At 53.7% G+C, this 24,536-nt stretch carries 22 protein-coding genes; 10 read left to right on the plus strand and 12 right to left on the minus strand.

The genetic code is table 11. The features are described from left to right. Window positions 1-48: 48 nt before the first annotated feature. Together PFRI_RS20675 and PFRI_RS20680 are read left to right on the plus strand one after the other, a co-directional pair. Window positions 49-720, plus strand: coding sequence for an SDR family NAD(P)-dependent oxidoreductase (locus PFRI_RS20675; protein ID WP_072632625.1), 672 nt, complete (start codon window positions 49-51; stop codon window positions 718-720). Next, window positions 714-2,240 (plus strand): cryptochrome/photolyase family protein, encoded by a 1,527-nt coding sequence (locus PFRI_RS20680; protein WP_072632589.1) that lies wholly within the window; start codon window positions 714-716, stop codon window positions 2,238-2,240. The genes PFRI_RS20675 and PFRI_RS20680 overlap by 7 nt, the downstream gene beginning before the upstream one ends. A gap of 3 nt (window positions 2,241-2,243) precedes the next feature. On the opposite strand, the gene PFRI_RS20685 is transcribed toward PFRI_RS20680, so the two are convergent. After that, window positions 2,244-3,662 (minus strand): MORN repeat-containing protein, encoded by a 1,419-nt coding sequence (locus tag PFRI_RS20685; RefSeq protein WP_072632590.1) that lies wholly within the window; start codon window positions 3,660-3,662, stop codon window positions 2,244-2,246. A gap of 149 nt (window positions 3,663-3,811) precedes the next feature. Between PFRI_RS20685 and PFRI_RS20690 the strand changes: the two genes are divergently transcribed. Continuing rightward, a complete protein-coding gene (locus PFRI_RS20690) occupies window positions 3,812-5,485 on the plus strand; it encodes an NAD+ synthase (protein ID WP_072632591.1) in 1,674 nt (557 codons plus the stop codon). On the opposite strand, the gene mnhG is transcribed toward PFRI_RS20690, so the two are convergent. From mnhG to PFRI_RS20740, 10 genes are all read right to left on the minus strand, one after another. Continuing rightward, entirely contained in the window at window positions 5,486-5,860 is a 375-nt protein-coding gene (mnhG, locus tag PFRI_RS20695) for a monovalent cation/H(+) antiporter subunit G (RefSeq protein ID WP_072632592.1), read from the minus strand. Next, window positions 5,857-6,144, minus strand: coding sequence for a K+/H+ antiporter subunit F (locus tag PFRI_RS20700; RefSeq protein WP_072632593.1), 288 nt, complete (start codon window positions 6,142-6,144; stop codon window positions 5,857-5,859). Before PFRI_RS20700 ends, mnhG begins: the two co-directional genes overlap by 4 nt. Beyond that, window positions 6,141-6,641 (minus strand): Na+/H+ antiporter subunit E, encoded by a 501-nt coding sequence (locus PFRI_RS20705; protein ID WP_072632594.1) that lies wholly within the window; start codon window positions 6,639-6,641, stop codon window positions 6,141-6,143. The genes PFRI_RS20700 and PFRI_RS20705 overlap by 4 nt, the downstream gene beginning before the upstream one ends. A 1-nt stretch (window position 6,642) precedes the next feature. Next, window positions 6,643-8,187, minus strand: coding sequence for a monovalent cation/H+ antiporter subunit D (locus PFRI_RS20710; protein ID WP_072632595.1), 1,545 nt, complete (start codon window positions 8,185-8,187; stop codon window positions 6,643-6,645). Beyond that, window positions 8,184-8,540: a Na+/H+ antiporter subunit C gene (locus tag PFRI_RS20715; protein ID WP_072632596.1), complete on the minus strand. Its 357-nt coding sequence runs from the start codon at window positions 8,538-8,540 to the stop codon at window positions 8,184-8,186. The genes PFRI_RS20710 and PFRI_RS20715 overlap by 4 nt, the downstream gene beginning before the upstream one ends. Beyond that, window positions 8,540-11,410: a monovalent cation/H+ antiporter subunit A gene (locus PFRI_RS20720; protein ID WP_072632597.1), complete on the minus strand. Its 2,871-nt coding sequence runs from the start codon at window positions 11,408-11,410 to the stop codon at window positions 8,540-8,542. Before PFRI_RS20720 ends, PFRI_RS20715 begins: the two co-directional genes overlap by 1 nt. Window positions 11,411-11,581: 171 nt before the next feature. Continuing rightward, window positions 11,582-12,439: a glutathione-dependent disulfide-bond oxidoreductase gene (gene yghU / locus PFRI_RS20725; RefSeq protein ID WP_072632598.1), complete on the minus strand. Its 858-nt coding sequence runs from the start codon at window positions 12,437-12,439 to the stop codon at window positions 11,582-11,584. A 3-nt stretch (window positions 12,440-12,442) separates the two neighbouring features. After that, the gene (locus PFRI_RS20730; protein WP_072632599.1) at window positions 12,443-13,963 is read right to left on the minus strand and encodes a malonate--CoA ligase; all 1,521 of its coding nucleotides are present in this window, start codon (window positions 13,961-13,963) and stop codon (window positions 12,443-12,445) included. Next, on the minus strand, window positions 13,960-14,871 hold the full coding sequence (locus PFRI_RS20735; protein WP_170124838.1) for a CobW family GTP-binding protein: 912 nt from the start codon (window positions 14,869-14,871) through the stop codon (window positions 13,960-13,962). Before PFRI_RS20735 ends, PFRI_RS20730 begins: the two co-directional genes overlap by 4 nt. Further along, complete coding sequence (locus PFRI_RS20740; RefSeq protein ID WP_072632601.1) at window positions 14,852-16,492, minus strand: amidohydrolase; 1,641 nt, start codon at window positions 16,490-16,492, stop codon at window positions 14,852-14,854. The genes PFRI_RS20735 and PFRI_RS20740 overlap by 20 nt, the downstream gene beginning before the upstream one ends. Before the next feature lie 206 nt (window positions 16,493-16,698). Between PFRI_RS20740 and PFRI_RS20745 the strand changes: the two genes are divergently transcribed. The 5 genes from PFRI_RS20745 (at window position 16,699) to PFRI_RS20765 (ending at window position 22,168) form a co-directional block, all read left to right on the plus strand. Continuing rightward, complete coding sequence (locus PFRI_RS20745; protein WP_072632602.1) at window positions 16,699-18,270, plus strand: ABC transporter substrate-binding protein; 1,572 nt, start codon at window positions 16,699-16,701, stop codon at window positions 18,268-18,270. An 89-nt stretch (window positions 18,271-18,359) separates the two neighbouring features. Continuing rightward, window positions 18,360-19,337 (plus strand): ABC transporter permease, encoded by a 978-nt coding sequence (locus PFRI_RS20750; protein ID WP_072632603.1) that lies wholly within the window; start codon window positions 18,360-18,362, stop codon window positions 19,335-19,337. Next, window positions 19,334-20,212, plus strand: coding sequence for an ABC transporter permease (locus PFRI_RS20755; RefSeq protein ID WP_175549277.1), 879 nt, complete (start codon window positions 19,334-19,336; stop codon window positions 20,210-20,212). Before PFRI_RS20750 ends, PFRI_RS20755 begins: the two co-directional genes overlap by 4 nt. Further along, window positions 20,212-21,195: an ABC transporter ATP-binding protein gene (locus PFRI_RS20760; RefSeq protein ID WP_072632604.1), complete on the plus strand. Its 984-nt coding sequence runs from the start codon at window positions 20,212-20,214 to the stop codon at window positions 21,193-21,195. The genes PFRI_RS20755 and PFRI_RS20760 overlap by 1 nt, the downstream gene beginning before the upstream one ends. A 1-nt stretch (window position 21,196) precedes the next feature. Continuing rightward, window positions 21,197-22,168: an ABC transporter ATP-binding protein gene (locus PFRI_RS20765; protein WP_072632605.1), complete on the plus strand. Its 972-nt coding sequence runs from the start codon at window positions 21,197-21,199 to the stop codon at window positions 22,166-22,168. On the opposite strand, the gene PFRI_RS20770 is transcribed toward PFRI_RS20765, so the two are convergent. Next, complete coding sequence (locus tag PFRI_RS20770) at window positions 22,165-22,632, minus strand: hotdog fold domain-containing protein (protein ID WP_072632606.1); 468 nt, start codon at window positions 22,630-22,632, stop codon at window positions 22,165-22,167. The two genes, PFRI_RS20765 and PFRI_RS20770, sit on opposite strands and share 4 nt — an antisense overlap. Before the next feature lie 82 nt (window positions 22,633-22,714). Here PFRI_RS20770 and PFRI_RS20775 point away from each other — a divergent pair, with 82 nt between their 5' ends. Both PFRI_RS20775 and gltX read left to right on the plus strand, forming a co-directional pair. After that, on the plus strand, window positions 22,715-23,143 hold the full coding sequence (locus PFRI_RS20775; RefSeq protein WP_072632607.1) for a DUF1801 domain-containing protein: 429 nt from the start codon (window positions 22,715-22,717) through the stop codon (window positions 23,141-23,143). A 63-nt stretch (window positions 23,144-23,206) separates the two neighbouring features. Next, the gene (gene gltX, locus PFRI_RS20780; protein WP_072632608.1) at window positions 23,207-24,532 is read left to right on the plus strand and encodes a glutamate--tRNA ligase; all 1,326 of its coding nucleotides are present in this window, start codon (window positions 23,207-23,209) and stop codon (window positions 24,530-24,532) included. Window positions 24,533-24,536: the final 4 nt, after the last annotated feature.

Here is a 24,536-nt window from a genome sequence, read left to right on the forward strand (position 1 = left end):
AACCCCTTTTTGGATTGACCTGAAATGCTGGCGAATTATTTTCCCAACATGAGATGGAAAAACGCATTGATTATCGGAGCTTCGGGCGGAATTGGCGCGGCCCTTTGTGCTGCGCTCAAAGCGTCAGATGCTAGGATTACAGAGCTCTCGCGTAGTGGTGATGGGTTGGACATAACTGATGAAGCATCGGTGGAGCGCACGCTTTGCGCTTTGGATCAAACTTATGATCTGTTGATTGTCGCAACCGGAGCTTTGGAGATTGAGGGTGCAGAGCCTGAAAAGTCGCTAAAGCAGATCAGTGGGAAGGCGATGATGGACCAGTTTGCTTTGAACGCAGTCGGACCTGCGCTGATCTTGCGTCACGCTGCGCGGCTGTTGGATCGTAAATCCGCAGCACATATCGGGGTTCTTTCGGCGCGCGTTGGCTCAATTGGAGACAATCGCCTGGGGGGCTGGTATTCCTACCGAGCGGCAAAAGCAGCGGTGAACCAGATCGTTCACACGAGCGCGATAGAACTTGCGCGCACGCACAAATCACTTGCCTGCGTCGCGATGCACCCCGGAACGGTTCAAACACCCTTTACCGAAAAATACGTTGCGCGCCATGCAACTGTGCCGGCGCCCGAGGCGGCTGAAAACCTGCTTGGGGTTCTTGGAAATCTTGATTCATCTCACACAGGTCAATTCTTTGACTGGTCCGGCGAAAGGGTGCCTTGGTGAAACTCATTCTCGTACTGGGGGATCAGCTGAGCGCTGATCTTTCTGCGCTCAGCGCGGCCAACAAAGCTGAAGACATTGTGGTGATGGCCGAGGTCGTGGCAGAGGCGACTTATGTGAAGCACCACCCAAAAAAGATCGCGTTCATCTTTGCTGCGATGCGCAACTTCGCGCGCGCGTTGCAAGCTGATGGCTGGAATGTGCGTTACACGCAGCTTGACGACACGCAAAACGCGGGCAGTATTGTTGGCGAATTGTTGCGCCGTATGGAAGAAACAGGCGCGAAAGAGGTTCTTGCGACGTCGCCGGGTGAATGGCGCTTGATCGAAGCATTGGAAGACGCACCTCTGAAAATCCAAATACTGGAAGACGATCGGTTCATCGCCAGTTTGCAGGAATTTGAAGCTTGGGCAGAGGGACGCAAGGCGCTCAGGATGGAATACTTCTACCGCGACATGCGCCGTAAGACGGGCCTGTTGATGGAGGGTGATAAGCCTGTTGGCGAAAAGTGGAATTTTGATCACGACAACCGCAAGGCCGCGCCCAAGGACGTCAGCTATTCAGGACCTTTGCCGTTCGAACCTGACGCGATTACCAAAGACGTGCTTGCGCTTGTTGAAGCGAGCTTTCCTAATCATTTTGGCACTCTTGATGGTTTCAACTTTGCCACAACGCGAGAGGGCGCTCTGAGCGCGTTAGATCATTTCATTACTCATGCTTTGCCAAGGTTTGGTGACTTTCAGGATGCGATGCTGAGCGAAAATAAGTTCCTCTATCATGCTGTGATTTCACCTTACCTAAATGCGGGTCTGCTTGGTCCGTTGGAAATATGCCAAGCCGCTGAAGCGGCGTATAAAGATGGGCATGCGCCGATCAACGCGGTGGAGGGATTTATTCGTCAGATCATTGGTTGGCGCGAATACGTGCGCGGCATCTATTTTCTTGAGGGGCCGAATTACACGTCGCGCAACGCGCTAGAGCATAAACGCGATTTGCCTGCGCTCTATTGGGGCGGTGAAACAAAGATGCATTGTTTGTCCAAAGCGGTGGAGCAAACCCGCGAGGAGGCCTATGCGCATCACATTCAACGCCTCATGGTGACCGGCAATTTTGCGCTGCTCGCAGGCGTCGATCCCGAGCAAGTGCATGAGTGGTATCTGGAAGTCTACGCCGATGCGTTTGAATGGGTCGAAGCGCCCAATACCATCGGGATGAGCCAGTTCGCGGATGGCGGCATCATCGCCTCTAAGCCCTATGTGTCGAGCGGGGCCTATATCAACCGCATGTCGAATTACTGCAAATCTTGCCAGTACTCTGTGAAGGAAAAAACAGGTGAGAATGCTTGCCCGTTTAATGTGCTCTATTGGGATTTTCTGATCCGCCACGAAGACCGTTTTTCAAATAACGCGCGCATGGGAAATATGTATCGCATATGGAACCGCATGCACGAAGATCATCGCGCGACAGTTCTCGCGGATGCTGCAATTTTTCTTGAAAAATTGGATGCAGGCGAAGTTGTTTAAAGACTAGTTGCCGCTCGTGTCGTCTGGCGTGATCAGCTGACCATTTGCCCAGGTTCCGGACGTTACTTTGCCATCGGTATAGCGCATCTCGCCCACACCTTGACGTTTTCCGTCGACGAATGCGCCAACATAAATATCACCGCTTGCATATGTCGCCGTGCCTTGTCCGGTCATTGCGCCACTTGCCCATGCGCCTTCATACGAAAACCCGTCCGCCATGCGAAACACACCACGCCCATTGCGCTGCCCGTTCGTGAATTGGCCCTCATAGATAGATCCGTCAGGATAAGTCGCAGTGCCCACCCCGAGGATCTCATTTGCGACCCATGCGCCGCTGTAGCTGTACCCGTCGGGACGCGTCAGCGTGCCTTGTCCATCGTGTTTCGCGTCTTTGAATTGGCCTTCGTAGATCGTGCCGTTTGCATAAACCGCGCGGCCCGTGCCTTCGATCACATTGGCAATCCATTGGCCCACATAGCCTGAGCCGTTGGGATAAGTGATCTGCCCCTTGCCTTGTGCCAAGCCATTAAGCATCTGCCCTTCATAAACAGACCCGTCAGGGTAGTTCACGCGGCCAGCGCCCTCGATCAAACCTTGACGCCATTCGCCTGCATAAATGTAGTTATCCGCTGCGGTGAACGTGCCGACCCCATGACGCAGATCGTCTAGGAAATCGCCCTCATAAATATCACCGTTCTGATAGATGACCTTGCCTTTGCCTTCGCGACGTCCCGCGACCAACTCGCCCTCATAGAGATCACCGTTGGGCTGGATGACCTTGCCGATCCCGCTTAGTTGCCCACCGCGCCAAGGCCCATCAAGGATCATTCCGTCGCTGAGTGTGAAAATTCCGCGTCCTTCGCGTTTGCCGTCTTGCACTTGGCCTTGGTATTCAGAGCCATCCGCATAAGCGATTGTTGCGGCACCTTCTTTGACGCCATTCACCCAATCGCCTTTGTAAGTGTAGCCATCGGCGCGCTGGAGATTGCCTTTTCCGTGATGTTTGCCACCTCTGAACGTGCCCTCAAAGCGGCTGCCATCTGCACTGATCGATACACCCGTGCCTTGTGGCACGCCATTCTCCCAGCTGCCCTCGTAGGTGCTGCCGTCATTATATGTGACGCGCCCGATACCATTGGGTTTACCCTTGGCAAACGCGCCTTCATAGACCGCGCCATCCGGGAACAACGCGCGTCCTTCACCGAGGATTTCGCCCATGATCCATTCGCCGGAATATTCATAGCCATTGGGCAAGCGATAAGTCCCTAAGCCGTGCTGCATGCCGTCCTTGAAAGTGCCTTCATAAAAGCCGCCGTCATCATATTGCTTCGTTTGCACATCTGTCGTTTGCGCACCAAGTGGCAAAGCGCTCAAAGCGAGAGACATCATAAAAGCGAGCGAAGCGTTACGCATGAAAGGCATCCAGTTCTAAAGGCCACTGTTTGGGGGCGACCCTAGATCAGCACATGTGCAAAGCCAATGGATTTTCGGGCATACATTGCGCGGCCCTCTTTCCCTTGGCCGCCGCTAGGGCTACATCTGCATCAACATATCTTGCCGGAGCGCTAAACATGACCGCCGCAGCCAATTCAGATCATTTCCGCATCACGCTGGGCCAATTGAACCCGACTGTCGGCGATATTTCAGGCAACGCCGCCAAAGCGCGCATAGCTTGGGAAGCAGGGCGCGACGCCAAAGCAGATCTCGTCGCTCTACCAGAGATGTTTATCCTAGGCTACAACGCGCAAGACTTGGTGATGAAGCCAGCCGTGCAAGCGGCCTGCCTCGCCGCGATCGAAAAGTTGGCGGTGAAATGCGCTGACGGCCCCGCTTTGGCGATTGGTGGACCTGCGGTTGAAGATGGCAAGCTCTACAACGCCTACTTTATCTGTCGCGGTGGCAAGATCGCGAGCAAGGCACTCAAACATAACCTCCCCAATGAGGATGTGTTCGATGAGGTCCGCATCTTTGACAGCGGTCCTTTGGGCGGCCCTTATTCCGTTGGAAACACCCGCATCGGCAGCCCCATTTGCGAAGATGCATGGCACGAGGACGTGTCGGAAACGCTGGAAGAAACAGGCGCTGAATTCCTGCTCGTGCCCAATGGCTCCCCCTATTATCGCGGCAAATTTGATGTACGCATGAACCAGATGGTCAGCCGTGTTGTCGAAACTGGCTTGCCGCTGATCTACCTCAACATGGTGGGCGGTCAGGACGATCAGGTCTTTGACGGTGGCTCTTTCGCGCTCAACCCCGGTGGCAAGCTTGCGATGCAAATGCCTGTCTTTGATGAAGAGATCGCACATGTGGATCTAACCCGCACTTCTGATGGCTGGCGTGTCGAGGATGGTGCGAAAGCACTCATTCCCGGTCAGTTCGAACAGGATTACCGCGTCTGCGTGACCGCGCTTCGCGATTACATGGGCAAGACGGGTTTCAAGAAAGTACTTCTTGGCATGTCCGGCGGCATTGATAGCGCGCTGGTGGCAACCATCGCTGTTGATGCGCTGGGCGGGGAAAATGTGCGCTGCGTGATGTTGCCGTCTGAGTATACGTCCCAAGGTTCGCTCGATGATGCCAAGGATTGCGCAGAACGGATTGGTGCGGAGTATAATTTCGTACCGATCAAAGAAGGGCGTGATGCGATCACCAACACGCTTGCACCTCTGTTCGAAGGTTTCGACGCGGACGTCACCGAAGAGAATATCCAGTCGCGCTTGCGTGGACTTCTCTTGATGGCGATGAGCAACAAGTTCGGATCAATGTTGCTCACAACGGGCAATAAATCCGAAGTCGCCGTTGGTTATGCGACCATCTACGGCGATATGTCGGGCGGCTATAACCCGATCAAAGACATGTACAAAGTGCGCGTCTTTGAAGTCTGCCGCTGGCGCAACCAAAACCATTTCGAGTGGATGATGGGGCCTAAGGGCGAAGTTATTCCGCCCTCGATCATCGACAAGCCGCCCTCAGCCGAGCTGCGTCCTGATCAAAAAGACAGTGACAGCTTGCCCGATTATCCGATCCTTGATGGTATCTTGGAAATGCTCGTGGATGATGACGCCTCTGTCGCGGATTGTGTGGCGGCGGGATATGAGCGTGATGTGGTGAAGAAGATTGAACATCTGCTCTACATATCTGAGTACAAACGCTTCCAATCCGCCCCAGGCACGCGCCTGTCACGGCGCGCGTTCTGGCTGGATCGCCGCTACCCCATCGTGAACCGTTGGCGCGATAACAGCTGATCAGCTCTTCGCGATTTCCTCGTCGGGTGTCTCCAAAGTTGCCCAAGTGTCATCGCGGTCTGGCTGAGGCGGTGTTTCGCATGTGCCCAGATGGATGTTCACCTTTGCGATGAAATTCGCGGAAATTGGCGCTGTGACGAACAAGAAAGCCAAGATGAGCAACTCGTGATAGGACGAGTCCCCCAGCGTGTAGGAGTGTATAATCGAGGCCACCAAAAGCGCGCCAATACCTACGGTTCCAACCTTTGTGGGTGCGTGAAGACGCGTCATAGGGTCGTTGAATTTAAGCAGGCCAATCACTCCGACAGCAACAAATCCCGCGCCAATCAGTAGGAAAATCGCAGTCGCATAGGTTCCAATAATTTCACCACTCATTCGATGATATCCCCCCGCAAAATGAACCGCGCGAGCGCGACTGTGGATACGAAGCCAAGCATTGCGATCAGCAATGAGACCTCAAAATAGATTTGCACGCCTTGCGAAATGCCAAGCACAACAACAAGGCCAATTGCGTTGATCACCATCGTGTCGAGCGCGAGAATGCGATCACCAGATGTGGGACCAAGCACCAAGCGGACCATCGACAGGATTTGCCCTACCACCAACGTGACAAAAACAATCGTCAGCGCAAGGCTCAAGAACTCAGGAGCAGCCATCATGCGAAAATCTCCTTCAAGCGTGCCTCGTAGCGGGTCTTGATCTCTTCTACGACACTGTCGGGATCATCCGTGTGCAGAACGTGCACAAGCAGGCTGTGCCCTTTGTCGGAGAGGTCCGCAGAGACGGTTCCGGGGGTCAAAGTGATCGTACCTGCAAGCATCGTAATCGCCTCTGGCTGGACCAGATCAAGCGGGACGACCACCCAAGCAGGTTTCAATTTGGAATTTGGCACTGACAGTACGATCCAAGCGACTTGGATATTCGCAACAACGATGTCCCACATCACAATCAGGCTGTAACTGGCCATTTTGCGCAGCCGGAAACTGTTTGGTGTATCTGGCCACCAGATCGAGGTCATGCGCGGAATTATAATGCCCAAGATGATGCCAAAGACCGCCATGCCTGCGGAAAATTCATTTTGAAGCAAGATCCAAACGATGGCCAGCAAGAGCGTCAGGAAAGGGTGCGGCAATAGCCATTGATATGCGCGTGCCATTTTAGTGATCCCCCTTCTTTGCGTCGCTTAGCTTGCCGGGTGTCTCTACCACGGTGGAAATATACGCCTCAGGCGCGAACAGGCCTGCCGCCATCTTGAACGTATATCCATGCACTTGTCCGGCGAAAACTGTATGGGCCACCAGCAATGCGATCAAGCCACCGACGGCCGCGTATGCCAATGGTGAAGGCGCGTTCGGCACCTCTGCACCGTTTTCATGGGACACACTATGTGCTTTCCAGAATACGATGCTGCCTGCGCGCGCGAACCCTAGAATGCTGATCAAGCTAGAGCCAAGAACAATCGCCCAAATCCACGCCATCTTGTCGTTGTCAAAGGCAGCATCGAGTACGAGGAGCTTGCCAAGGAAGCCAGAAAGCGGCGGCAAACCCGCCATCGCAATCGCACCCACAAAGAACATGCCAGCCGTCAAAGCGTTTCCGGAAATCACAGGCTGCACTGTCAAATCAAGGTTGGCGCGACCAGTGCGCACCAGATCAGAGATCAGGAATAACGTCGCACCCGCGAGGGTGGAATGCACGATATAATAGAGCGCGGCTGAGATGCTTTCGGGCGTGAACAGCGAGATGGAAATCATCACCATCCCCATGGACCCGATCACCGAAAATGCGACAACGCGATCCAGTTTCTTTGCGGCCAGAACACCTGTCATGCCAATCGCCAATGAAATCAGCGCAGCAGGCAAGAGCCACAGGTCGTGCAGACCCGCTGTCGCTTCAAGCTCTGGATGGAAGATCATCGTGTAGACACGGATGATCGCATATGCGCCAACTTTGGTCATGATCGCGAAAAGGGCGGCGACAGGGGCAGGGGCCTCTGCGTAGCTCGACGGAAGCCAAAAATGCAGCGGCACAAGTGCTGCCTTGATCGCGAACACCATAAGCAAGAGCACCGATGCGATGCGGATACCGACAGTTTCCTCAGGCCCGATCAGCGTCACGCGGTTCGCCAGATCCGCCATATTGAGCGTGCCCGTTTCTGCGTAGATAGAGCCAAGCGCGAACAAAAACAGCGTCGAGCCGATCAAGTTGAACAGCACATATTGCACGCCTGCTTTCAGACGCGCGTTGCCGCCCGCGTGGATCATCAGACCGTAAGAGGCGATCAACAGGACTTCGAAGAAGACGAACAAGTTGAACAAGTCACCCGTCAAAAACGCACCCATGATACCCATCAGTTGGAACTGGAACAGCGCATGGAAATGCCGTCCACGATCATCCCAACCAGAGCCTATGGCATAGAGCAACACAAAGAGCGCAAGCACAGATGTCAGCAAAACCATCATCGTTGATAGCTGATCGCCCACTAGCACGATGCCAAACGGTGCGGCCCAATCACCCATCTGATAAAGCGTGATTGTGCCGTCTGATGCCTGCCACGCAAGGCTCGCAGCGATGATCACCAAGGCCACGACACCGGCCAGCGACAAGACCCGCTGGATGCCAATGTGATAGCGCGCAGCAAGCACGATGAAAGGCGCAACAAGTGCAGGTAGAATAACGGGGGCAACGATCCAATGTATCATGATGTGCCCTCCGCTTCGGCGTCATCGCTTTCGGGTTGGTCATCCACGTGGTCATCATCCGAGCCTAGAAATGCGCCCAAACCGATCATCACGACAACGGCTGTCATGCCGAAAGAGATCACGATGGCCGTCAGCACCAATGCTTGCGGTAGTGGATCCGCGTAAACTTCGACGCCTTTGGTCAGAATCGGTGGTGCGCCAACAGTCAAACGTCCAGAAGCGAACAAGAATACGTTCACCGCATAGGTCAGCAACGAGATGCCCAAAATCACCGGGAAAGTGCGTAAGCGCAGCGTCAGGTAAAGGCCACCTGCGGTAAGAATGCCGATGGCAGATGCAACTAGAAATTCCATTATACGGCCTCCTTCTCAGCGGGCTCTTTGGGATCATCACGCGATGGATCAATGTCGAGCGCGTGCTCGCTATCAGGTCCACCGGACTGGCGCGCAAGACGCGAGAAACTCTCAAGCGATAGCATCACGGCCCCGACAACGGCCAGGAAAACACCGAGGTCGAACAGGGCCGCAGTGGCCAATTCGAACTCTTCAAATGGTGGAATGCGCACATAGGTGAAATCTGATGTGAGGAAAGGTTTGCCAACGAACCAAGACCCGATGCCAGTAAGGCCAGCGATCAGAACACCTGCGCCAATGACGCCATGATAAGGGTAGCGCAAACGCGCAGAGGCCCAGCCAAACCCGCTCGCCATATATTGCATAACCACGCCAATCGACACGATCAGACCGGCGATAAAGCCTCCACCGGGTTCATTATGCCCGCGCAGGAAGATGTAGAAACCAACCAACAAGACAACAGGCATGATCACGCGCGTCAGCACGACCATCATCATCGGGTGCTTGTTACCCGCACGCTTTTGATCCGGCTTGCGGTTCAACAAATGTGCGCGCACAGGGCCGCCCAGCAAGGTTTCAGTCAGTGCGTAAATCAAGAGCGCGGCAATACCTAGAACGATAATTTCGCCATAAGTATCAAAGCCACGGAAATCGACGAGGATCACATTCACCACATTCGTACCACCGCCACCTTTGTAAGAATTGGCGAGATGGAATTCGGAAATCGGAGCCGTAACCGCGTCGCGCAGCATGTAGTGATAGGACAGCGCAAAGGTCGCAAGACCGCCGAAGATCGCCACGCTGGTATCACGGACGCGACGCAGCACAGTGCTTTCGACCGGCGTTCTGTTGGGCAAGAAATTGAGCGCCAGCAAGAGCAGGATGATCGTCACAACTTCGACGGTGAATTGCGTCATCGCAAGGTCAGGCGCGCTAAAGAAAACAAAACCGATAGAGACCATAAGGCCAACAATGCCAATCAGGATCAGGGACAAAAGACGATTGCGGTGCATCATCACCATGCCCGCAGTCGCCGCCACCAACATCAGCCAACCGCCAACCGCAACGGGGGTGGCAGGCTGCATTTCACGTGTAGGCGCAGCAATCGTTCCCGTGCTCCACGCGTGATAGCCAACAGCCACCATCGTGATCGCCGCAATCGCCGCGTAGCGTGAGAAAGCGCCGTTGTGCAGCGGCAAGATGATCGCGCGGGCCAGTTTGGCCACGCTTTCAACGATGGCTTCAAAGATCACCTTCGCTTCTGGGCGTGGCATCGCATCCCAAATACGCAAGGACGGCTTAAAGATTAGGAGCATGATCAGACCGCCGACAACCGCGACGATCGACATATAAAGTGCAGGCACCAAACCGTGCCAAATCTTGAAGTAAGATTTGGGCACTTCAGCCGCATCTCCAAGTACCGAAGCTGTGACGAGCTTGATGAATGGCTCCGCGAGGAAAGGCGCGACGCCGATAACCACTACAAGCACAACCAAGATCGCAGGCGGCAACCAAAGACCCGCAGCAGGATCATGTGGTTTTGCGGGATAGTCGTCGCGCACAGGACCGAAAAACACGTGACCGATCAGGCGGAAGCAATAAGCGGCTGAGAAAAGTGATCCGACTGTCGCCAAAACAGGCACCAACCAAGGAGAGTTGAACAGCACTGTGTGGTTCGCTTCTTCCAGCATCATTTCCTTGGACAGGAAGCCATTCAACAGCGGAATACCGGCCATAGAAAGTGCTGCGAGTGAGGCGATGATAAAGGTGATCGGCATGAGTTTGCGCAACCCACCAAGCCGGCGAATGTCACGTGTGTGCGCTTCGTGATCGATGATTCCTGCAGACATAAAGAGCGCCGCTTTGAACGTGGCGTGGTTTAGAATGTGGAACATCGCCGCCATCGCGCCAAAGGCAGTGCCGGTTCCCAAAAGCATCGTGATCAAGCCCAAGTGACTTACCGTCGAGAAGGCAAGAAGCGCTTTCAAATCATGTTTGAACAGCGCAATGACTGCACCCAAGACCATTGTGATCAAGCCAGCGGTTGTGACAATCACGAACCACTCTGGAGTCCCAGACAGAACAGGCCACATGCGTGCCATTAGAAAGATACCCGCCTTCACCATCGTCGCGGAGTGCAGATAGGCCGACACAGGCGTCGGCGCGGCCATCGCGTGCGGCAGCCAAAAGTGGAACGGAAATTGTGCAGACTTGGTGAAACAACCTAAGAGGATCAAGATCAACGCAGCAACATAAAGCGGATCCGCTTGGATCAACTCACGGTTTTGCAGGATCACACTCAGATCATAACTGCCTGCAATCTGACCAAGGATCAGCATGCCGCCTATCATCGCAAGACCGCCCATGCCCGTCACGGTCAATGCCATGCGCGCGCCCTGGCGACCCTCGGGAAGATGCTTCCAATATCCAATAAGCAGGAAAGACGACAGTGACGTAAGTTCCCAAAAAACAAGCAAAAGCAGGATGTTATCGCTTAGGACAATGCCGACCATCGCGCCTTGGAAAAGCAACAAGTAAGTAAAAAACTGCCCCATATTATCGTCGCGGCTCAGGTAATTACGACCATAAGCGATGATCAAAAGACCAATTCCGAGGATCAGCAGCGCGAAGAAGAAGCCAAGACCATCCAGCATGAGCGAAAAGTTCAGCCCCAAAAGCGGCATCCAATCGACGCGCGCCATCACGACTTCGCCAGCGAGGACGCTAGGCAGATTTGTTAGCAATCCGACAAAAGCAGCCAGCGTGACGGTAAAGGTCACACCCGCCGTCGCAGCACGTCCTGCGGAATTCATCAAGCCAGGGAGCAACGCTCCAAAGAAGGGTAAAGCGACGATATAGAAGAGGGACACGCGAACTCCTAATCGGATATTTCTGGGTTTCTTCTAATGTGCGTCGAATCGCTAAAAGCACAAGGGCCCGAGGCCTCAAAACTGACTAAAACTCACTGGAATTTATGTGCAAAGGTGTGATTGTCGCCCAAAGGATTAACATTCCTCTCTTTTGGGCGACGATTTATCGTATTACTTCGCTAAAACAGCATCAATATCAGCGGCGCTGTGGCGATTTGGGAGTTGCGCGTTTGGCTCGCCCCACGCGACATTGACTATCTTGCCGCGTTTGACCGCTTCGCGTTCGCCAATTTGCTTGGTCCATCGCTGCACATGCTCGTAGCTTTTGACGTCCAAAAAGTCACCTGCTTCATAGGCTTTGCCCTCTGCCAAGCGCCCATACCACGGCCAAATCGCCATATCCGCGATGGAATATTCATCCCCTGCAAAATACTCGTTCTCGGCCAAATGCCGATCCAAAACATCCATCTGGCGCTTCACTTCCATTGCAAAACGATTGATCGGATACTCCATTTTGTATGGCGCATAGTGATAGAAATGGCCAAAACCACCACCAAGATAAGGCGCGCTGCCCATTTGCCAGAACAGCCAGTTAAAACACTCAACGCGCGCTTGACCCTGTGGAATGAACGCGCCGAATTTCTCCGCCAAATGCATCAAGATTGAAGCACTCTCAAAGACGCGGATTGGCTCCCCACCGTCGGAGTAATCGAGCAGTGCAGGAATTTTTGAGTTCGGATTGGCCGCAACAAAGCCAGAGCCAAATTGATCGCCATCGCCAATCTTGATCAACCAAGCGTCATATTCGGCGCCTGTGTGACCCAGCGCGAGCAGTTCCTCGAGCAAAATTGTAACCTTCACACCATTGGGCGTTCCCATGGAATGTAGCTGCAAAGGATGCGCGCCGCGCGGTAGCTCTTTGTCATGCGTCGCACCCGCGATGGGGCGGTTGATCGAGGCAAACGTGCCACCGCTTTCCTGCTCCCATGTCCAGACTTTCGGGGGCGTATATTCGTCTTGATTGCTCATGGCTTAGCTTTCTTTGTTGGCGAACAGCGCGCTGTGTTCATCGCGCAGGGCATTCTTTTGAACTTTGCCCATCGTATTGCGGGGCAAGGCGTCACAGATAAGGATCTTGCGCGGATGTTTAAAGCGGGCAAGTGCTGCGTGACACGCCTCTGTGATTTGATCGATGTCGGGGCCGTCACCCTCGGGCACGACAACAGCGACAGGGCTTTCGCCGAAATCAGGATGCGGTACGCCAATAACAGCGCTTTCTTTCACGCCGGGTTGGTCGTCGATAACGAGCTCAATCTCTTTGGGGTAAATGTTGTAACCGCCAGAAATAATAAGGTCTTTGCCGCGTCCAACGATCTGCACATAGCCATCATCGTCGATCATCCCTAAATCACCGGTGATGAAAAAGCCGTCTTTGCGCAGTTCCTCAGCGGTCTTTTCTGGCATCTGCCAATAGCCCTGAAACACGTTTGGACCGCGTACTTCGAGCACGCCGATCTCACCTTGCGCCAGCTCTGCGCCGCTTTCGGGGTCACAGACTTTCACCTCAACACCGGGTAAAGGCAGACCCACTGTGCCCGCTTTGCGATTGCCTTCGTAGGGGTTTGAGGTGTTCATATTTGTCTCGGTCATACCGTAGCGCTCAAGAATGCGCTGACCTGTGCGGGCCTCGAATTGCTCGTGCGTTTCGCTGAGCATCGGGGCAGAGCCAGAGATGAACAGCCGCATATGCGCGGCAGACTCCTTGCTAAAACCATCATGATCAAGCAGGCGTGTATAGAAAGTCGGCACGCCCATCATGCTCGTCGCGTTTGGCATTTGCGTAAGGATCGTGTCGGGGTTGAACGCGCGCATGAAAATCATGGCACCTCCGCTGAGCAACATAATATTGCTTGCAACAAAAAGCCCATGCGTGTGAAAAATCGGCAAAGCGTGCAGCAACACGTCGTCTTTGCTGAAACCCCAATAGTCTTTGAGGACTTCGGCATTAGAAAGCAGGTTGTTCTGGCTCAACATTGCCCCTTTAGAGCGACCAGTCGTGCCGGAGGTATAGAGGAACGCGGCTAAGTCATCGTCACTACGCTCGACGGTTTCAGTCGTTTCAGGTTGTGTGCTTGCCGCATCCATCAAGCTGCCAGCGCCGCTCGCGTCAAGCGTCATCAACGCAGCGCCAGTGCGCTTTGTGATCTGTGCGATGCTGTCTGCGTTACTTGGGTCGCATATCACCAGTTTGGCACCGCTGTTGTCGATGAAATACTCTAATTCAACCGCCGTATAGGCTGTGTTGAGCGGTAAAAAGATGATGCCTTTCTGGACGCAAGCCGCATAGACGGCCAAAGCTTCTGGCGACTTTTCAACCTGCAAGGCAAGACGATCACCCGCGACTAACCCCGCCTCTGTAAGTGCGCCAGCAATTTTCGAGGCCATACGCAAGAACGCATCATGGGTCAGCGTTTGGCCGTCTGGCACATGAATAAACGGTGTTTGCTTGCCCAGATGAGGGGCGAAAAGGGCATCGTAGAGCGGATTGGTCATAGGGCCTCACTGGCAGTCTTGCGGATCAGATCGCCGTCAAACTGCCCTTTGAGCCCGATACACACAATCCCCAAAGGCGCGTTTTCGGGCGCATCCGATATATCAAACCTCCGCCCAACGATGTGCAACGCTTTCAGCGCGCCAAGTTCGTCCACAAAGAACCCTTTTGCGCGCGCAATATGGACTGGGTCACTTGTCAGTTTGCGCGCAAGGATCTCGCCGTTTAAAGAGCTAGGGCAGGGCAGAGCGATGCTCTCAAACAACCCATCTGCATGACCCATTTGCTGACTTTCGCGCGGGTTCGCGCCTAAGCCAAGCACCATATCAAGCGGTGCTTTGCCATGCTCTGCGACCAAAGATCGTGCACTCGGGGCGAGCGTTCGAAGCCAAGTCTCAAGCTGTGTCACGTGCGCTGCGCTAACGAGATCGGCCTTGTTGATCAGCGTCAAATCCGCATCCACCAGCTGGCGCGTAATCGTGTCGCCGATGTATTCATCCACGGCCGCCTCCTGGATGGTTTCCGCATCCACCATGACAACCGTCCCGTCAGGGACGAACCCGTCAAGCAAGCTGACCGATGCGGCAATCGCTGACGGAATGGCTACTCCGGAACACTCGATCACCACTTGGTCGGGGCGCACTTTGAGCTCTGCAAGGTTCATCAAAGCAGCGCTCAAGTCTGACCCAAAAGAGCAGCAAATGCAGCCCCCCGCGATGGAAATCAGATCATCGCCCTGTGCTTCGATTAGATCCTCGTCAATCGGCAAAGCACCAAATTCATTAACCAAAACAGCCAGTTTACGCCCATTCGCAGTGCGCAACAGGTGGTTCACCAGCGTTGTTTTGCCCGCACCCAAGTAACCGCCGATGATCGTGACGGGAAGCGCCTCAGGCATCGGCAGCGGCAAATACGCGACCGCCCTGTACCGTACCCCAGACTTCGACATCCTTCAGCTTTTCAGGCTCGGCCTCGCGCGGATCGCTTTCCAAAACAGCAAAATCAGCGCGCTTGCCTATCTCAATCGAGCCAATCTGCCCATCCATATGTAGCGTATGCGCGGCACCCATCGTCACGGCCCAAAGTGCTTCATCCACTGTGATTTTCTCATGCTCGCCTTGCGTGCGCCCAGATGCGGTCAATCGGTTCACAGCACACCAAGCAGTGAACAACGGACCAAGGGGCGTAACAGGCGCGTCCGAGTGGATCGTCATCGGCACACCACAATCAAGCGCCGTGCGCGTGGCGTTCATGCGAAGCGCGCGATCAGGGCCAACAGTCAGGCGATAATGCTCGTCGCCCCAGTAAAAATGATGGTTTGCAAAGAGGTTCACGCTCATCTTTAGCGCCGCCATCTTCTTGAACTGCGCGCGATCGGCGAGCTGACAATGTTGCAGCACAAAGCGGTGATCATTCGACGGGACTTTCTTCAACGCCAATTCCAGCTTTTCTATTGCGAGCTGCGTCGCTTGATCACCATTCGTATGCGTGTGCACTTGAATGCCTTCGGCCAGCGCAAGTTCGTATATTTCTTGCATCTGCTCGGGCGAGATATACCAAAGGCCATTGGGTGCACCGTTGTGATACCCGGGCCAACGCATCCGCGCAGAGAACCCTTGAATGGAACCATCAGCCACGACCTTGATCCGCCCAAGCGACAGACGATCCGTCGAGAGTTTCTTGAGACGTGCGACCTCTGGGATCAACTCTTTCGGGGGAAGGCCAAGGAAAAACCGTAAGGGCACCACGCATGCAGGAAAATTCGGCTCGCCCGTTACGCGCAACATGGTTTCGACGCCATCCGGCTCCAGACGAGCGGCAAGATCGGTGACTGTTGTTACGCCAGTGCGCACGCAAAGCCTCGCAAAATCACGCAGGCCTCGCTCATCACTATCCGTCATCGAGCGGTTCAAACCCACATGCTCACCCACAGGCGTCATGGCGTCGGGGCCTTTCAACTCACCCATAGGCATGCCGTCATTGCCCAGCGAAATGCCCGGGTGGTTTACGCCGGATTTCATCAAGCCCGCGAGCTCCAGCGCTTTTGTATTCACGTAAAGGATATGGCCGGAGGCGTTCATCACACCGATCGGCCGCGTCGCCGAAACGCTATCAAGCTGCGCGCGGGTGATGGGTTTGTTATCAAGGTAAATGGGATCAAGCTGCCAACCCGTAAGCGGCGCGTCTGGATCCTCAAGCAAGGCTTCCGCCGCGGAGAGCGAGGCAAGCACATCTTCGATGCTTTTGTTGCCTTTCCACGTCTTACCATTGGGATCCATGCGATCAAAGTAACCACAATAGACGTAGCGCCAAAGCGTGCCTTCCATCGTGTGGGCGTGCCCTTCAACCAGACCGGGGAACAGCACCTTATCGGCAAAGCGCTCGTCGAGTTCATAATCGCCCCAAGTCGCGATCTCTTCGAGGGAACCAACCGCCAAAATGCGCCCTTCCCGAATCGCTACATGACTCGCTTCTGGCTTCTGAGGGTTCATGGTCACAATTTTTTTCGCGGAAAAAACAGTCGTCTTCATAGGAATCCCTCAAAGGTCGCAAAAGTTAATTTCCTCAGCGTAAGCAGGATTTATTTGCGTGCAAACAAATTTTTCAAATCGACGAAGTTCCGTCGCGCTCTTGAAAAAAGTTAAGGAAAATAGTTGCCCTTAGGGAAATACGCCGTTTAGGCTGCTTTTAGACAATAAAAAACCTGCCAACAGGTTCGACACACAAAGGAGTGAAAATGAAATATTTGATCAAAGGTATCGCTGCAAGCGTTGCTTTGGCGGCCGTTATGGCAACCAGCGTTGTCGCGGAAGGCCACAAGACAGGCGGCACGCTCGTCACGGTTCTTGGCAGCAATGTACGTAACCTTAATTCGGCGGTTCAGTCCGGCATCGTTACGGGGTACCCGGGCGCACAGCTTTTCGCGTCGCCCCTACGTTATGATGAAAACTGGGAGCCACAACCCTATCTCGCTGAGAGCTGGAATGTTTCAGAGGATGGCCTGACCGTCACGCTGAACTTGGTAAAGAACGCCAAATTCCACGATGGTACGCCGCTCACATCCGAAGATGTTGCCTTTTCGGTTGACGTCATCAAAGCGAACCACCCTTTCAAATCCATGTTCGCACCAGTTGAAAGCGTTGATACGCCGGATGCGCATACTGCGGTTTTGAACCTAAGCAAGCCGCATCCAGCTTTGATGCTCGCGATGTCAGGTCAGCTGATGTCGATCATCCCAAAGCATATTTATGGCGATGGCGAAATCACGGACGTCAAAGCGCACCCGCGTAACAACGAAAACGTTGTTGGTTCTGGTCCATTCAAGCTCGTTGAATTCAAGAATGGTGAGCACGTGATCCTTGAGCGTTTCGAAGATTTCTTCATCGAAGGTCGTCCCTACCTTGATCGCATTGTTATGCGCATCATCACCGATCCTGCGGCGCGCGCGATTGCATATGAAAACGGTGAAATTGACATGGGCGCGTTTGAATCGCTCCCACGGATCATCAACCGCCTCAAGAAGGTCGAAACACTGACAGTCACGGCTGACGGCTACGGTGCCATTGGCCCGATTGATTGGCTCGCGATGAACACTGCCAAAGGTCCATTGTCAGACGTTCGCGTTCGCAAAGCGATTGCATATGCTGTGGACAAAAACTTCATCCACAAGGCGCTTATGCAAGGCACAGCGGCTGACAGCACATCAGGTATTCACCCAGACAGCCCGTTCTATGCTGCGCAAGAAGGGTATGATCTTGATCTCGAAAAATCCGCAGCACTTTTGGATGAAGCAGGTTTCCCGGTCAAAGACGGTTCGCGCATGTCGCTGACAATTGATTTTGGCTGGCCCGGCGTGAAGCCACAGGTTGAATATGTCAAAGCAGCTTTGAAGAAAGTTAATATCGACGTTGAAGTACGTGCTTCCGCTGATTTCCCCACATGGGCGAAAAAGATGGGCACAGGCGACTTTGATATGTCATGGGACACAGTCTTTAACTGGGGCGATCCGGTTATTGGTGTGCACCGAACATATGACAGCACCAATATCCTAAAAGGCGTTTGGTCCAACACACAAAGCTATTCCAACGCGCGTGTGGATGAGCTGATGGCGATGGCAGCCGTTGAAACGGACGATACAAAACGCAAGGCGCTCTACAACGAGTTCCAAGCGATTATTGCAGATGAGCTGCCCGTTTATCACACCAACACTTTGCCCTATCACACGGTCTTCAACAACAAAGTGAAGAACGCACCCATGGGTATTTGGGGTACGTCCACGCCGATCGATATGGTTTGGCTTGACGAATAACATCTCCTTTCAGAGCGCGGCGACAGTTGCGCTCTGATGCTTATCTAGCCGATTAAATCTTAACATTTCGTTCAAATTCAGGGGCCTAAATGCAGGTTTTGCAAAGTTTCGCGATCCGCGCTGGCTATGCCGTGATCTTGTTGATCGCAGTTTTGGTTCTTAATTTCTCTATGATGCATCTCGCTCCTGGCGATGTGGCCGATACGATCAGCCAAAGCATGGGCGGTGCGGACCAAGAATTGCTGGACCAAATCCGTGCTGACTACGGTCTCGATAAACCCTTTATTGTTCAACTTGGGCGCTACATCGGCGGTGTCTTGCAGTTCGACCTCGGGTTTTCCTTCTTTTACAACCAGCCCGTCACAGACCTGATTTTGCAGCGCTTGCCTGCGACCCTTCTTTTAGTGGTCACAGCTCAACTTCTTGCGCTTTTTATCGGCGTAATTATGGGCGTTGTTTCGGCGCGCAAGCCTAATGGAATTTTAAGCCATTTCGTTACGTTCCTCGCGCTCTTCGGTTATGCGGCCCCTGTTTTTTGGACCGGCATACTACTGCTCATCGCGTTTTCATTGAAGATCCAGTTGTTCCCTGTCGCCGGCATGCAAGACGTCACGATCGAGGGTGGATTTTGGGTGCATTTCCTTGATGTTGCACGGCACATGGTGCTTCCTGTCATCACGCTTGGATCGCTCTTTCTTGCCCTATATTCGAGGCTCGCGCGCGCGACGATGATGGAAACGCTTGGTTCCGATTTTGTGCGCACGGCCAAAGCCAAAGGACTGTCGCCGAACCAAGTCGTCTATAAACATGCTCTGAAAAATTCACTGTCTCCCGTTATCACCCTCGCGGGTCTGCAATTTTCGGCGGTTATTTCCGGCGCTGTTTTGGTTGAAGCGGTGTTTAGTTGGCCGGGCCTTGGTACTTTGGCATTTCAATCCATCATTGCACGCGACACTCCAACAATTCTGGGCATTCTTTTCTTTTCAGCCTTGGTCGTGATCGTTGGCAACCTGTTGACGGACCTTGCGCTGCGCCTCGTTGATCCGCGTGTAGGAGGCAAAGGATGAGCCTGATAGATCCTGAAAACACTCTACCGCCAGCGCGCTCGCCTTTGTCTGAGGCTTGGGAAATGTTTCGTGGCAACACTGCTGCGATGCTCGCGCTTATCGTGCTAGCGCTCATAATGCTCTGCGCTATTTTCGGTCCTTGGGTTTATCCGACTGATCCATTTGACATGGTTTGGGCCCCTTTTTCACCACCCGGAGTCGATGGTTTCCTTTTGGGGACGGACTATTTGGGTCGCGATCTTTTGGCTGCCCTCATTCATGGGTCGCGTGTTTCTATCGTTATTGGTCTCGCAGCGGCGAGTGTTTCCATTTTGATTGGTGTCACGGTCGGAGCTTTGGCTGGGTTCTATAGAGGGTGGGTTGAAGAACTGTTAATGCGCATCACTGAATTCTTTCAGGTTTTACCGACTCTCCTTTTCTCGATGGTTATTGTCGCTTTATTCGGCGCTTCGCTTCCCATGATCACATTCGCCATCGGAGTTGTCAGTTGGACCGCAGTTGCGCGGATTACGCGTTCCGAATTTTTGCGTATTCGAGAGCTTGAGTACGTCATGGCATCGCGCGCGTCTGGTGCGACGAACAGCAAACTGATGTTCCGTGTCATCCTTCCTAACGCTTTGCCGCCCATTATCGTACAAGCGGCGCTCATGGTTGGATCAGCTATTCTTTTCGAAGCGGGCTTATCGTTTCTCGGCCTCACAGATCCCAATGTCGTAAGTTGGGGGCAAGTCATCGGCTCCAACCGCCAATATATTCTTGATGCGAGCTATACAGTCACTATTCCCGGCCTTGCGATTTTCGTTACAGTTTTGTGCATCTCTCTCGTTGGAGATGGCCTAAACGATGCGCTCAACCCCAAACTGAGGTCGCGCTAATGGCTTTGCTCAGCGTTAAGAATCTGCGGGTCGAGATTAAAACCCGCGCAGGGGTCGCGCCCGTAATTGATGATCTTTCGTTTGATCTTGAGGCCGGCGAAAGCCTGAGTTTCGTGGGCGAATCTGGATGTGGTAAATCCATGACCGCGCTCGCGTTGATGGGGCTTTTGCCTGAAGGGGTGGGAAGTATCGCTGCTGGATCCATCACATTTGATGGGGAAGAGTTGACCACAGCGTCTGAGGCGCGCTTGCGCGAAATTCGTGGCAACGACATTTCGATGATTTTCCAAGAGCCGATGACGTCGCTCAATCCGCTCTTCAATATTGGCGAGCAAATCGCAGAAGTCTTGCGTGCGCATCAAAACCTGTCGCGCAAAGCTGCGTGGAGCCAAGCGATTGAACTGCTTGATGCGGTGCGTATCCCCAACGCGAAGGCGCGCGTAAACGATTATCCGTTTCAAATGTCGGGCGGCCAACGTCAACGTGTGATGATTGCGATTGCGCTTGCTTGTCAGCCGAAAATACTGATTGCGGATGAACCGACAACAGCGCTCGATGTGACGGTACAGGCGCAGATTTTTGACCTTTTGCAGGATATGCAGCGTCAAACGGGCAGCTCTATCATTCTCATTACACATGACATGGGGGCCGTTGCTGAAATGGCCGAGCGCATGATCGTAATGTATGCGGGGCGCAAAGCAGAGCTTGGCCCAGTAGAGGATGTAATTGCACATCCGCGTCACCCATATACTGCGGGTCTTATTTCTTGTGTGCCTCATATTCTGTCCACTCTCACAGAAGAACGTGAAGAATTGGTTGAGGTGCCTGGTATTGTTCCTGCGCTTCAAGATTTTGGCAAAGATACCTGCCTTTTCGCGTCTCGCTGCCTGCAAGCACAAGCGCAATGTCTGCGTGCGCGGCCCCCAGAAATAGAGTTCGGACCAGAACATCAATCCGCCTGCTGGCGCGCGGAGGAGTTGTGAGATGAGCAGTGACATCCTTTTAAACGTTGAAGATCTGGTTGTACGCTTTGCGGTGAAACGTGGTCGCGGCTTTGGCAAGAACGCTTATCTGCACGCTGTCGATGACGTCAATTTCACAGTGAAGCGAGGTGAAACACTGGCGATTGTTGGTGAATCCGGTTCGGGAAAAACGACCGCAGCTCTCGCGGTTGCGCGCCTTGTGAACAGCTATAAAGGCAAGGTCGAACTCAACGGCACCGATCTTTTAACCCTTGGGGATGAAGACCTGCGCCAAGCGCGCGCTAAAGTGCAATTTATCTTCCAAGACCCTTACTCTTCTCTTAATCCGCGCTTGCGGGCAGGGGATATCGTTCGCGAACCGATGGAGAGCCTTGGCTCTATGACAGAAGTCGAAAAGGCCGAGCGCATCGATTTTTTGTTCGAAGCCGTGGGTCTGCGCCCTGAACAACAACGCCTTTTTCCACATCAGTTCTCAGGTGGTCAACGGCAACGCATCGGCATTGCGCGCGCACTGGCGACACAGCCTGATGTGATCATCTGTGACGAGCCTGTGTCTGCGCTCGACGTTGCGGTGCAAGCGCAAATCCTTAACCTGCTGCGCAAGCTGCAAAAGGATTTTGGCCTAACGTATTTGTTCATCAGCCATGACCTAGGCGTTGTGCAGCACATGTGCGATTCCATTGCGGTTATGTATATGGGCAAAATCGTCGAATATGGTCCGCGTCTTGATATATTCAATGCGCCGCAACACCCCTATACACGTGCGCTGCTGTCGGCGGTTCCATCTGTGGACAAAGCGCGTCGCGCGCAAACCAAACGCATTCTCATTCCAGGTGATCCGCCCGATCCTGTGAACCTGCCGGATGGCTGTCGCTTTGCAAATCGCTGCCCTGCTGCGCAGGATATTTGTCGACGCGACGAGCCAGAACTGAGCAATGGCGTCGCCTGCCATTTCCCGGGTGCCGAGCTTTAGCGTTTGGGTTTTTCGCTAATCCAGAGATTGATCACACCTTCTACAACGGCTGTTCCATCGCGCCGACGCGCGACCACTTTGATTGGCAAATCGCCCGGTTCCCAAGTGCTCGGATCGCTTACAGCCTCACAAATCAGATCTGTATCTGCCTTGGCAGGATAGCTCAGTTCCATCCCTTTAGGGATCCACCGCAAGTGTTTCGGGATCGTCGCCTCGGCCAGAAAACCCATCGCCATTTCCAACCCATTGGCCACGGCAATCACGTGCACCGTGCCAATGTGGTTTTGCACAGAGCGGCGTTTTTTGAGGAAAATCTCGCAGCGACCAGGCTCCAAGGTCTTCACCAAAGGGCGAATCGTGCTGAAGTAAGGGGCCTTGCGTGACGCATAAATCGAGAAAATCTGACGTCCAAACGGCAGTTTCAGTGTCTTTTCATAGCTGCGCAGGATGTATGGTTTGCTCATCTTTGGCCCTTTAGGTTACGTTTGCACAGATTAGGGCAAGCAAAGCGGCCCTGCATCCATGACGCAGCGAAAGGGTAACGATATGGCCGATAACAAGACAAAAACCACACCTGTTGACCCTTTGGACTTTATCAATTCAGTCGAACATCCAACCCGCAAGGCAGACGCGCTGGTTCTGTTGGACCTTTATAAGCGCATCACTGGCTATGAGCCGAAAATGTGGGGGCCCACGATCATTGGTTTCGGGCGTTACAGCTACACGTATGACAGCGGGCATTCTGGCGATTCACTTGCGTCGGGTTTTTCACCGCGCAAAGCCAGCCTGTCGATTTACATTGTTCCGGGCTATCAAGATTACGATCATATCCTTGCACGTCTTGGTAAATATAAGATCGGCAAATCTTGCTTGTATGTGAACAAACTTGCGGATGTTGATATGGCCGTCCTTGAAGAGCTGATCAAAACTGGTTTGAACGATCTCGACAAAATCTGGCCTGTGCATCCTGAATAGTGGCTCAAAACTGGACAATCGGCAGCTCCTATGAAAAAGCACTTTCAACAGGAGAGCGCCCTCATGACCACCACTCGTTTCGCCCCATCGCCCACAGGCTACATCCACGTTGGCAACCTGCGCACCGCGCTGTTCAACTACATGATCGCGGCCAAGAATGGCGGCACTTTCATTTTGCGTATCGACGACACCGATCCTGTGCGTTCCGAAGAGAAATATGTGGACGCGATCAAGCAGGACTTGGAGTGGCTTGGCCTCACGTGGGACAAGGTAGAGCGTCAGTCGGCCCGCATGGACCGCTACGCTGAAACCGCGGATAAATTGCGCGAGATGGGCCGCTTTTACGAGGCGTTTGAAACCCCGACAGAGCTGGATCTGAAGCGCAAGAAGCAGCTCAACATGGGCAAGCCACCTGTGTATGACCGTTCTGCATTGGCGCTGTCTGATGCTGAAAAAGACGCGATGCGTGCAGAGCGTGGTAATGGCGTGTGGCGTTACAAGCTGGATCACGAGCGGATCGAATGGGCGGATGGTATTGTCGGTGATATCTCCATCGATGCGGCATCTGTGTCTGACCCTGTGCTCATTCGCGGCGACGGTCAGGTGCTCTATACATTGGCATCCATCGTGGATGACACGGACATGGGCGTCACAAACGTTGTGCGTGGTTCTGACCATGTGACCAACACTGCAACCCAAATCCAGATGATCCGTGCGATTGGCGGCACTGTGCCTGATTTCGCACATCACTCGTTGCTGACAGGCCCGCAAGGTGAATCCCTGTCCAAGCGTCTGGGTACATTGGCTCTTCGCGATCTGCGTGAAGCGGGTGTGCAGCCTATGGCGTTGCTCTCGCTTTTGGCGCGTCTCGGCTCTTCGCAGCCTGTTGAGGTGCGCAGTTCCTTGGATGAATTGATCGACGGTTTTGACATTTCACAGTTCGGTTCCGCCCCGACGAAATTCGATGCCGATGATCTCTATCCATTGACTGCGCGTTATAACCACACACTGCCTTTGTCCGCTGTACAAGATCGTATCACCGCTCTCGGCGTTCCTGCGGATCAAGCAGAACGTTTCTGGGACGTGGCACGCGAGAATATCACCGTTCTGAGTGATCTCTCCGAGTGGTCAGACCTCGCGCAAAACGGCGCGGACCCGATTATTGAAGCAGGCGACGAAGATTTCATCGCACAAGCAATGAAGATGCTCCCTGATGGCCCTTATACAGACACGACTTGGGGCGAGTGGACGACTGCCGTGAAAGAGGCGACAGGTCGCAAAGGTAAAGGCCTGTTCATGCCGCTGCGAAAAGCCGTGACCGGACGTGAACGCGGGCCTGATATGGCCTCGCTCATGCCGCTTCTTCAAGTCATCAAAGCCAAAGGTTAAACAC

It is taken from the genome of Planktotalea frisia, from assembly GCF_001890925.1.
GTDB classification, from domain to species: domain Bacteria; phylum Pseudomonadota; class Alphaproteobacteria; order Rhodobacterales; family Rhodobacteraceae; genus Planktotalea; species Planktotalea frisia.

Excerpts from the sequence above, each read along its gene's own strand:
- PFRI_RS20675 (WP_072632625.1), top strand. The coding sequence starts at position 49 with ATGAGATGGAAAAACGCATTGATTATCGGAGCTTCGGGCGGAATTGGC.
- PFRI_RS20685 (WP_072632590.1), bottom strand. The coding sequence starts at position 3,662 with ATGCCTTTCATGCGTAACGCTTCGCTCGCTTTTATGATGTCTCTCGCT.
- PFRI_RS20690 (WP_072632591.1), top strand. The coding sequence starts at position 3,812 with ATGACCGCCGCAGCCAATTCAGATCATTTCCGCATCACGCTGGGCCAA.
- mnhG (WP_072632592.1), bottom strand. The coding sequence starts at position 5,860 with ATGAGTGGTGAAATTATTGGAACCTATGCGACTGCGATTTTCCTACTG.
- PFRI_RS20700 (WP_072632593.1), bottom strand. The coding sequence starts at position 6,144 with ATGATGGCTGCTCCTGAGTTCTTGAGCCTTGCGCTGACGATTGTTTTT.
- PFRI_RS20705 (WP_072632594.1), bottom strand. The coding sequence starts at position 6,641 with ATGGCACGCGCATATCAATGGCTATTGCCGCACCCTTTCCTGACGCTC.
- PFRI_RS20710 (WP_072632595.1), bottom strand. The coding sequence starts at position 8,187 with ATGATACATTGGATCGTTGCCCCCGTTATTCTACCTGCACTTGTTGCG.
- PFRI_RS20715 (WP_072632596.1), bottom strand. The coding sequence starts at position 8,540 with ATGGAATTTCTAGTTGCATCTGCCATCGGCATTCTTACCGCAGGTGGC.
- yghU (WP_072632598.1), bottom strand. The coding sequence starts at position 12,439 with ATGAGCAATCAAGACGAATATACGCCCCCGAAAGTCTGGACATGGGAG.
- PFRI_RS20730 (WP_072632599.1), bottom strand. The coding sequence starts at position 13,963 with ATGACCAATCCGCTCTACGATGCCCTTTTCGCCCCTCATCTGGGCAAG.
- PFRI_RS20740 (WP_072632601.1), bottom strand. The coding sequence starts at position 16,492 with ATGAAGACGACTGTTTTTTCCGCGAAAAAAATTGTGACCATGAACCCT.
- PFRI_RS20745 (WP_072632602.1), top strand. The coding sequence starts at position 16,699 with ATGAAATATTTGATCAAAGGTATCGCTGCAAGCGTTGCTTTGGCGGCC.
- PFRI_RS20750 (WP_072632603.1), top strand. The coding sequence starts at position 18,360 with ATGCAGGTTTTGCAAAGTTTCGCGATCCGCGCTGGCTATGCCGTGATC.
- PFRI_RS20755 (WP_175549277.1), top strand. The coding sequence starts at position 19,334 with ATGAGCCTGATAGATCCTGAAAACACTCTACCGCCAGCGCGCTCGCCT.
- PFRI_RS20760 (WP_072632604.1), top strand. The coding sequence starts at position 20,212 with ATGGCTTTGCTCAGCGTTAAGAATCTGCGGGTCGAGATTAAAACCCGC.
- PFRI_RS20765 (WP_072632605.1), top strand. The coding sequence starts at position 21,197 with ATGAGCAGTGACATCCTTTTAAACGTTGAAGATCTGGTTGTACGCTTT.
- PFRI_RS20770 (WP_072632606.1), bottom strand. The coding sequence starts at position 22,632 with ATGAGCAAACCATACATCCTGCGCAGCTATGAAAAGACACTGAAACTG.
- PFRI_RS20775 (WP_072632607.1), top strand. The coding sequence starts at position 22,715 with ATGGCCGATAACAAGACAAAAACCACACCTGTTGACCCTTTGGACTTT.
- gltX (WP_072632608.1), top strand. The coding sequence starts at position 23,207 with ATGACCACCACTCGTTTCGCCCCATCGCCCACAGGCTACATCCACGTT.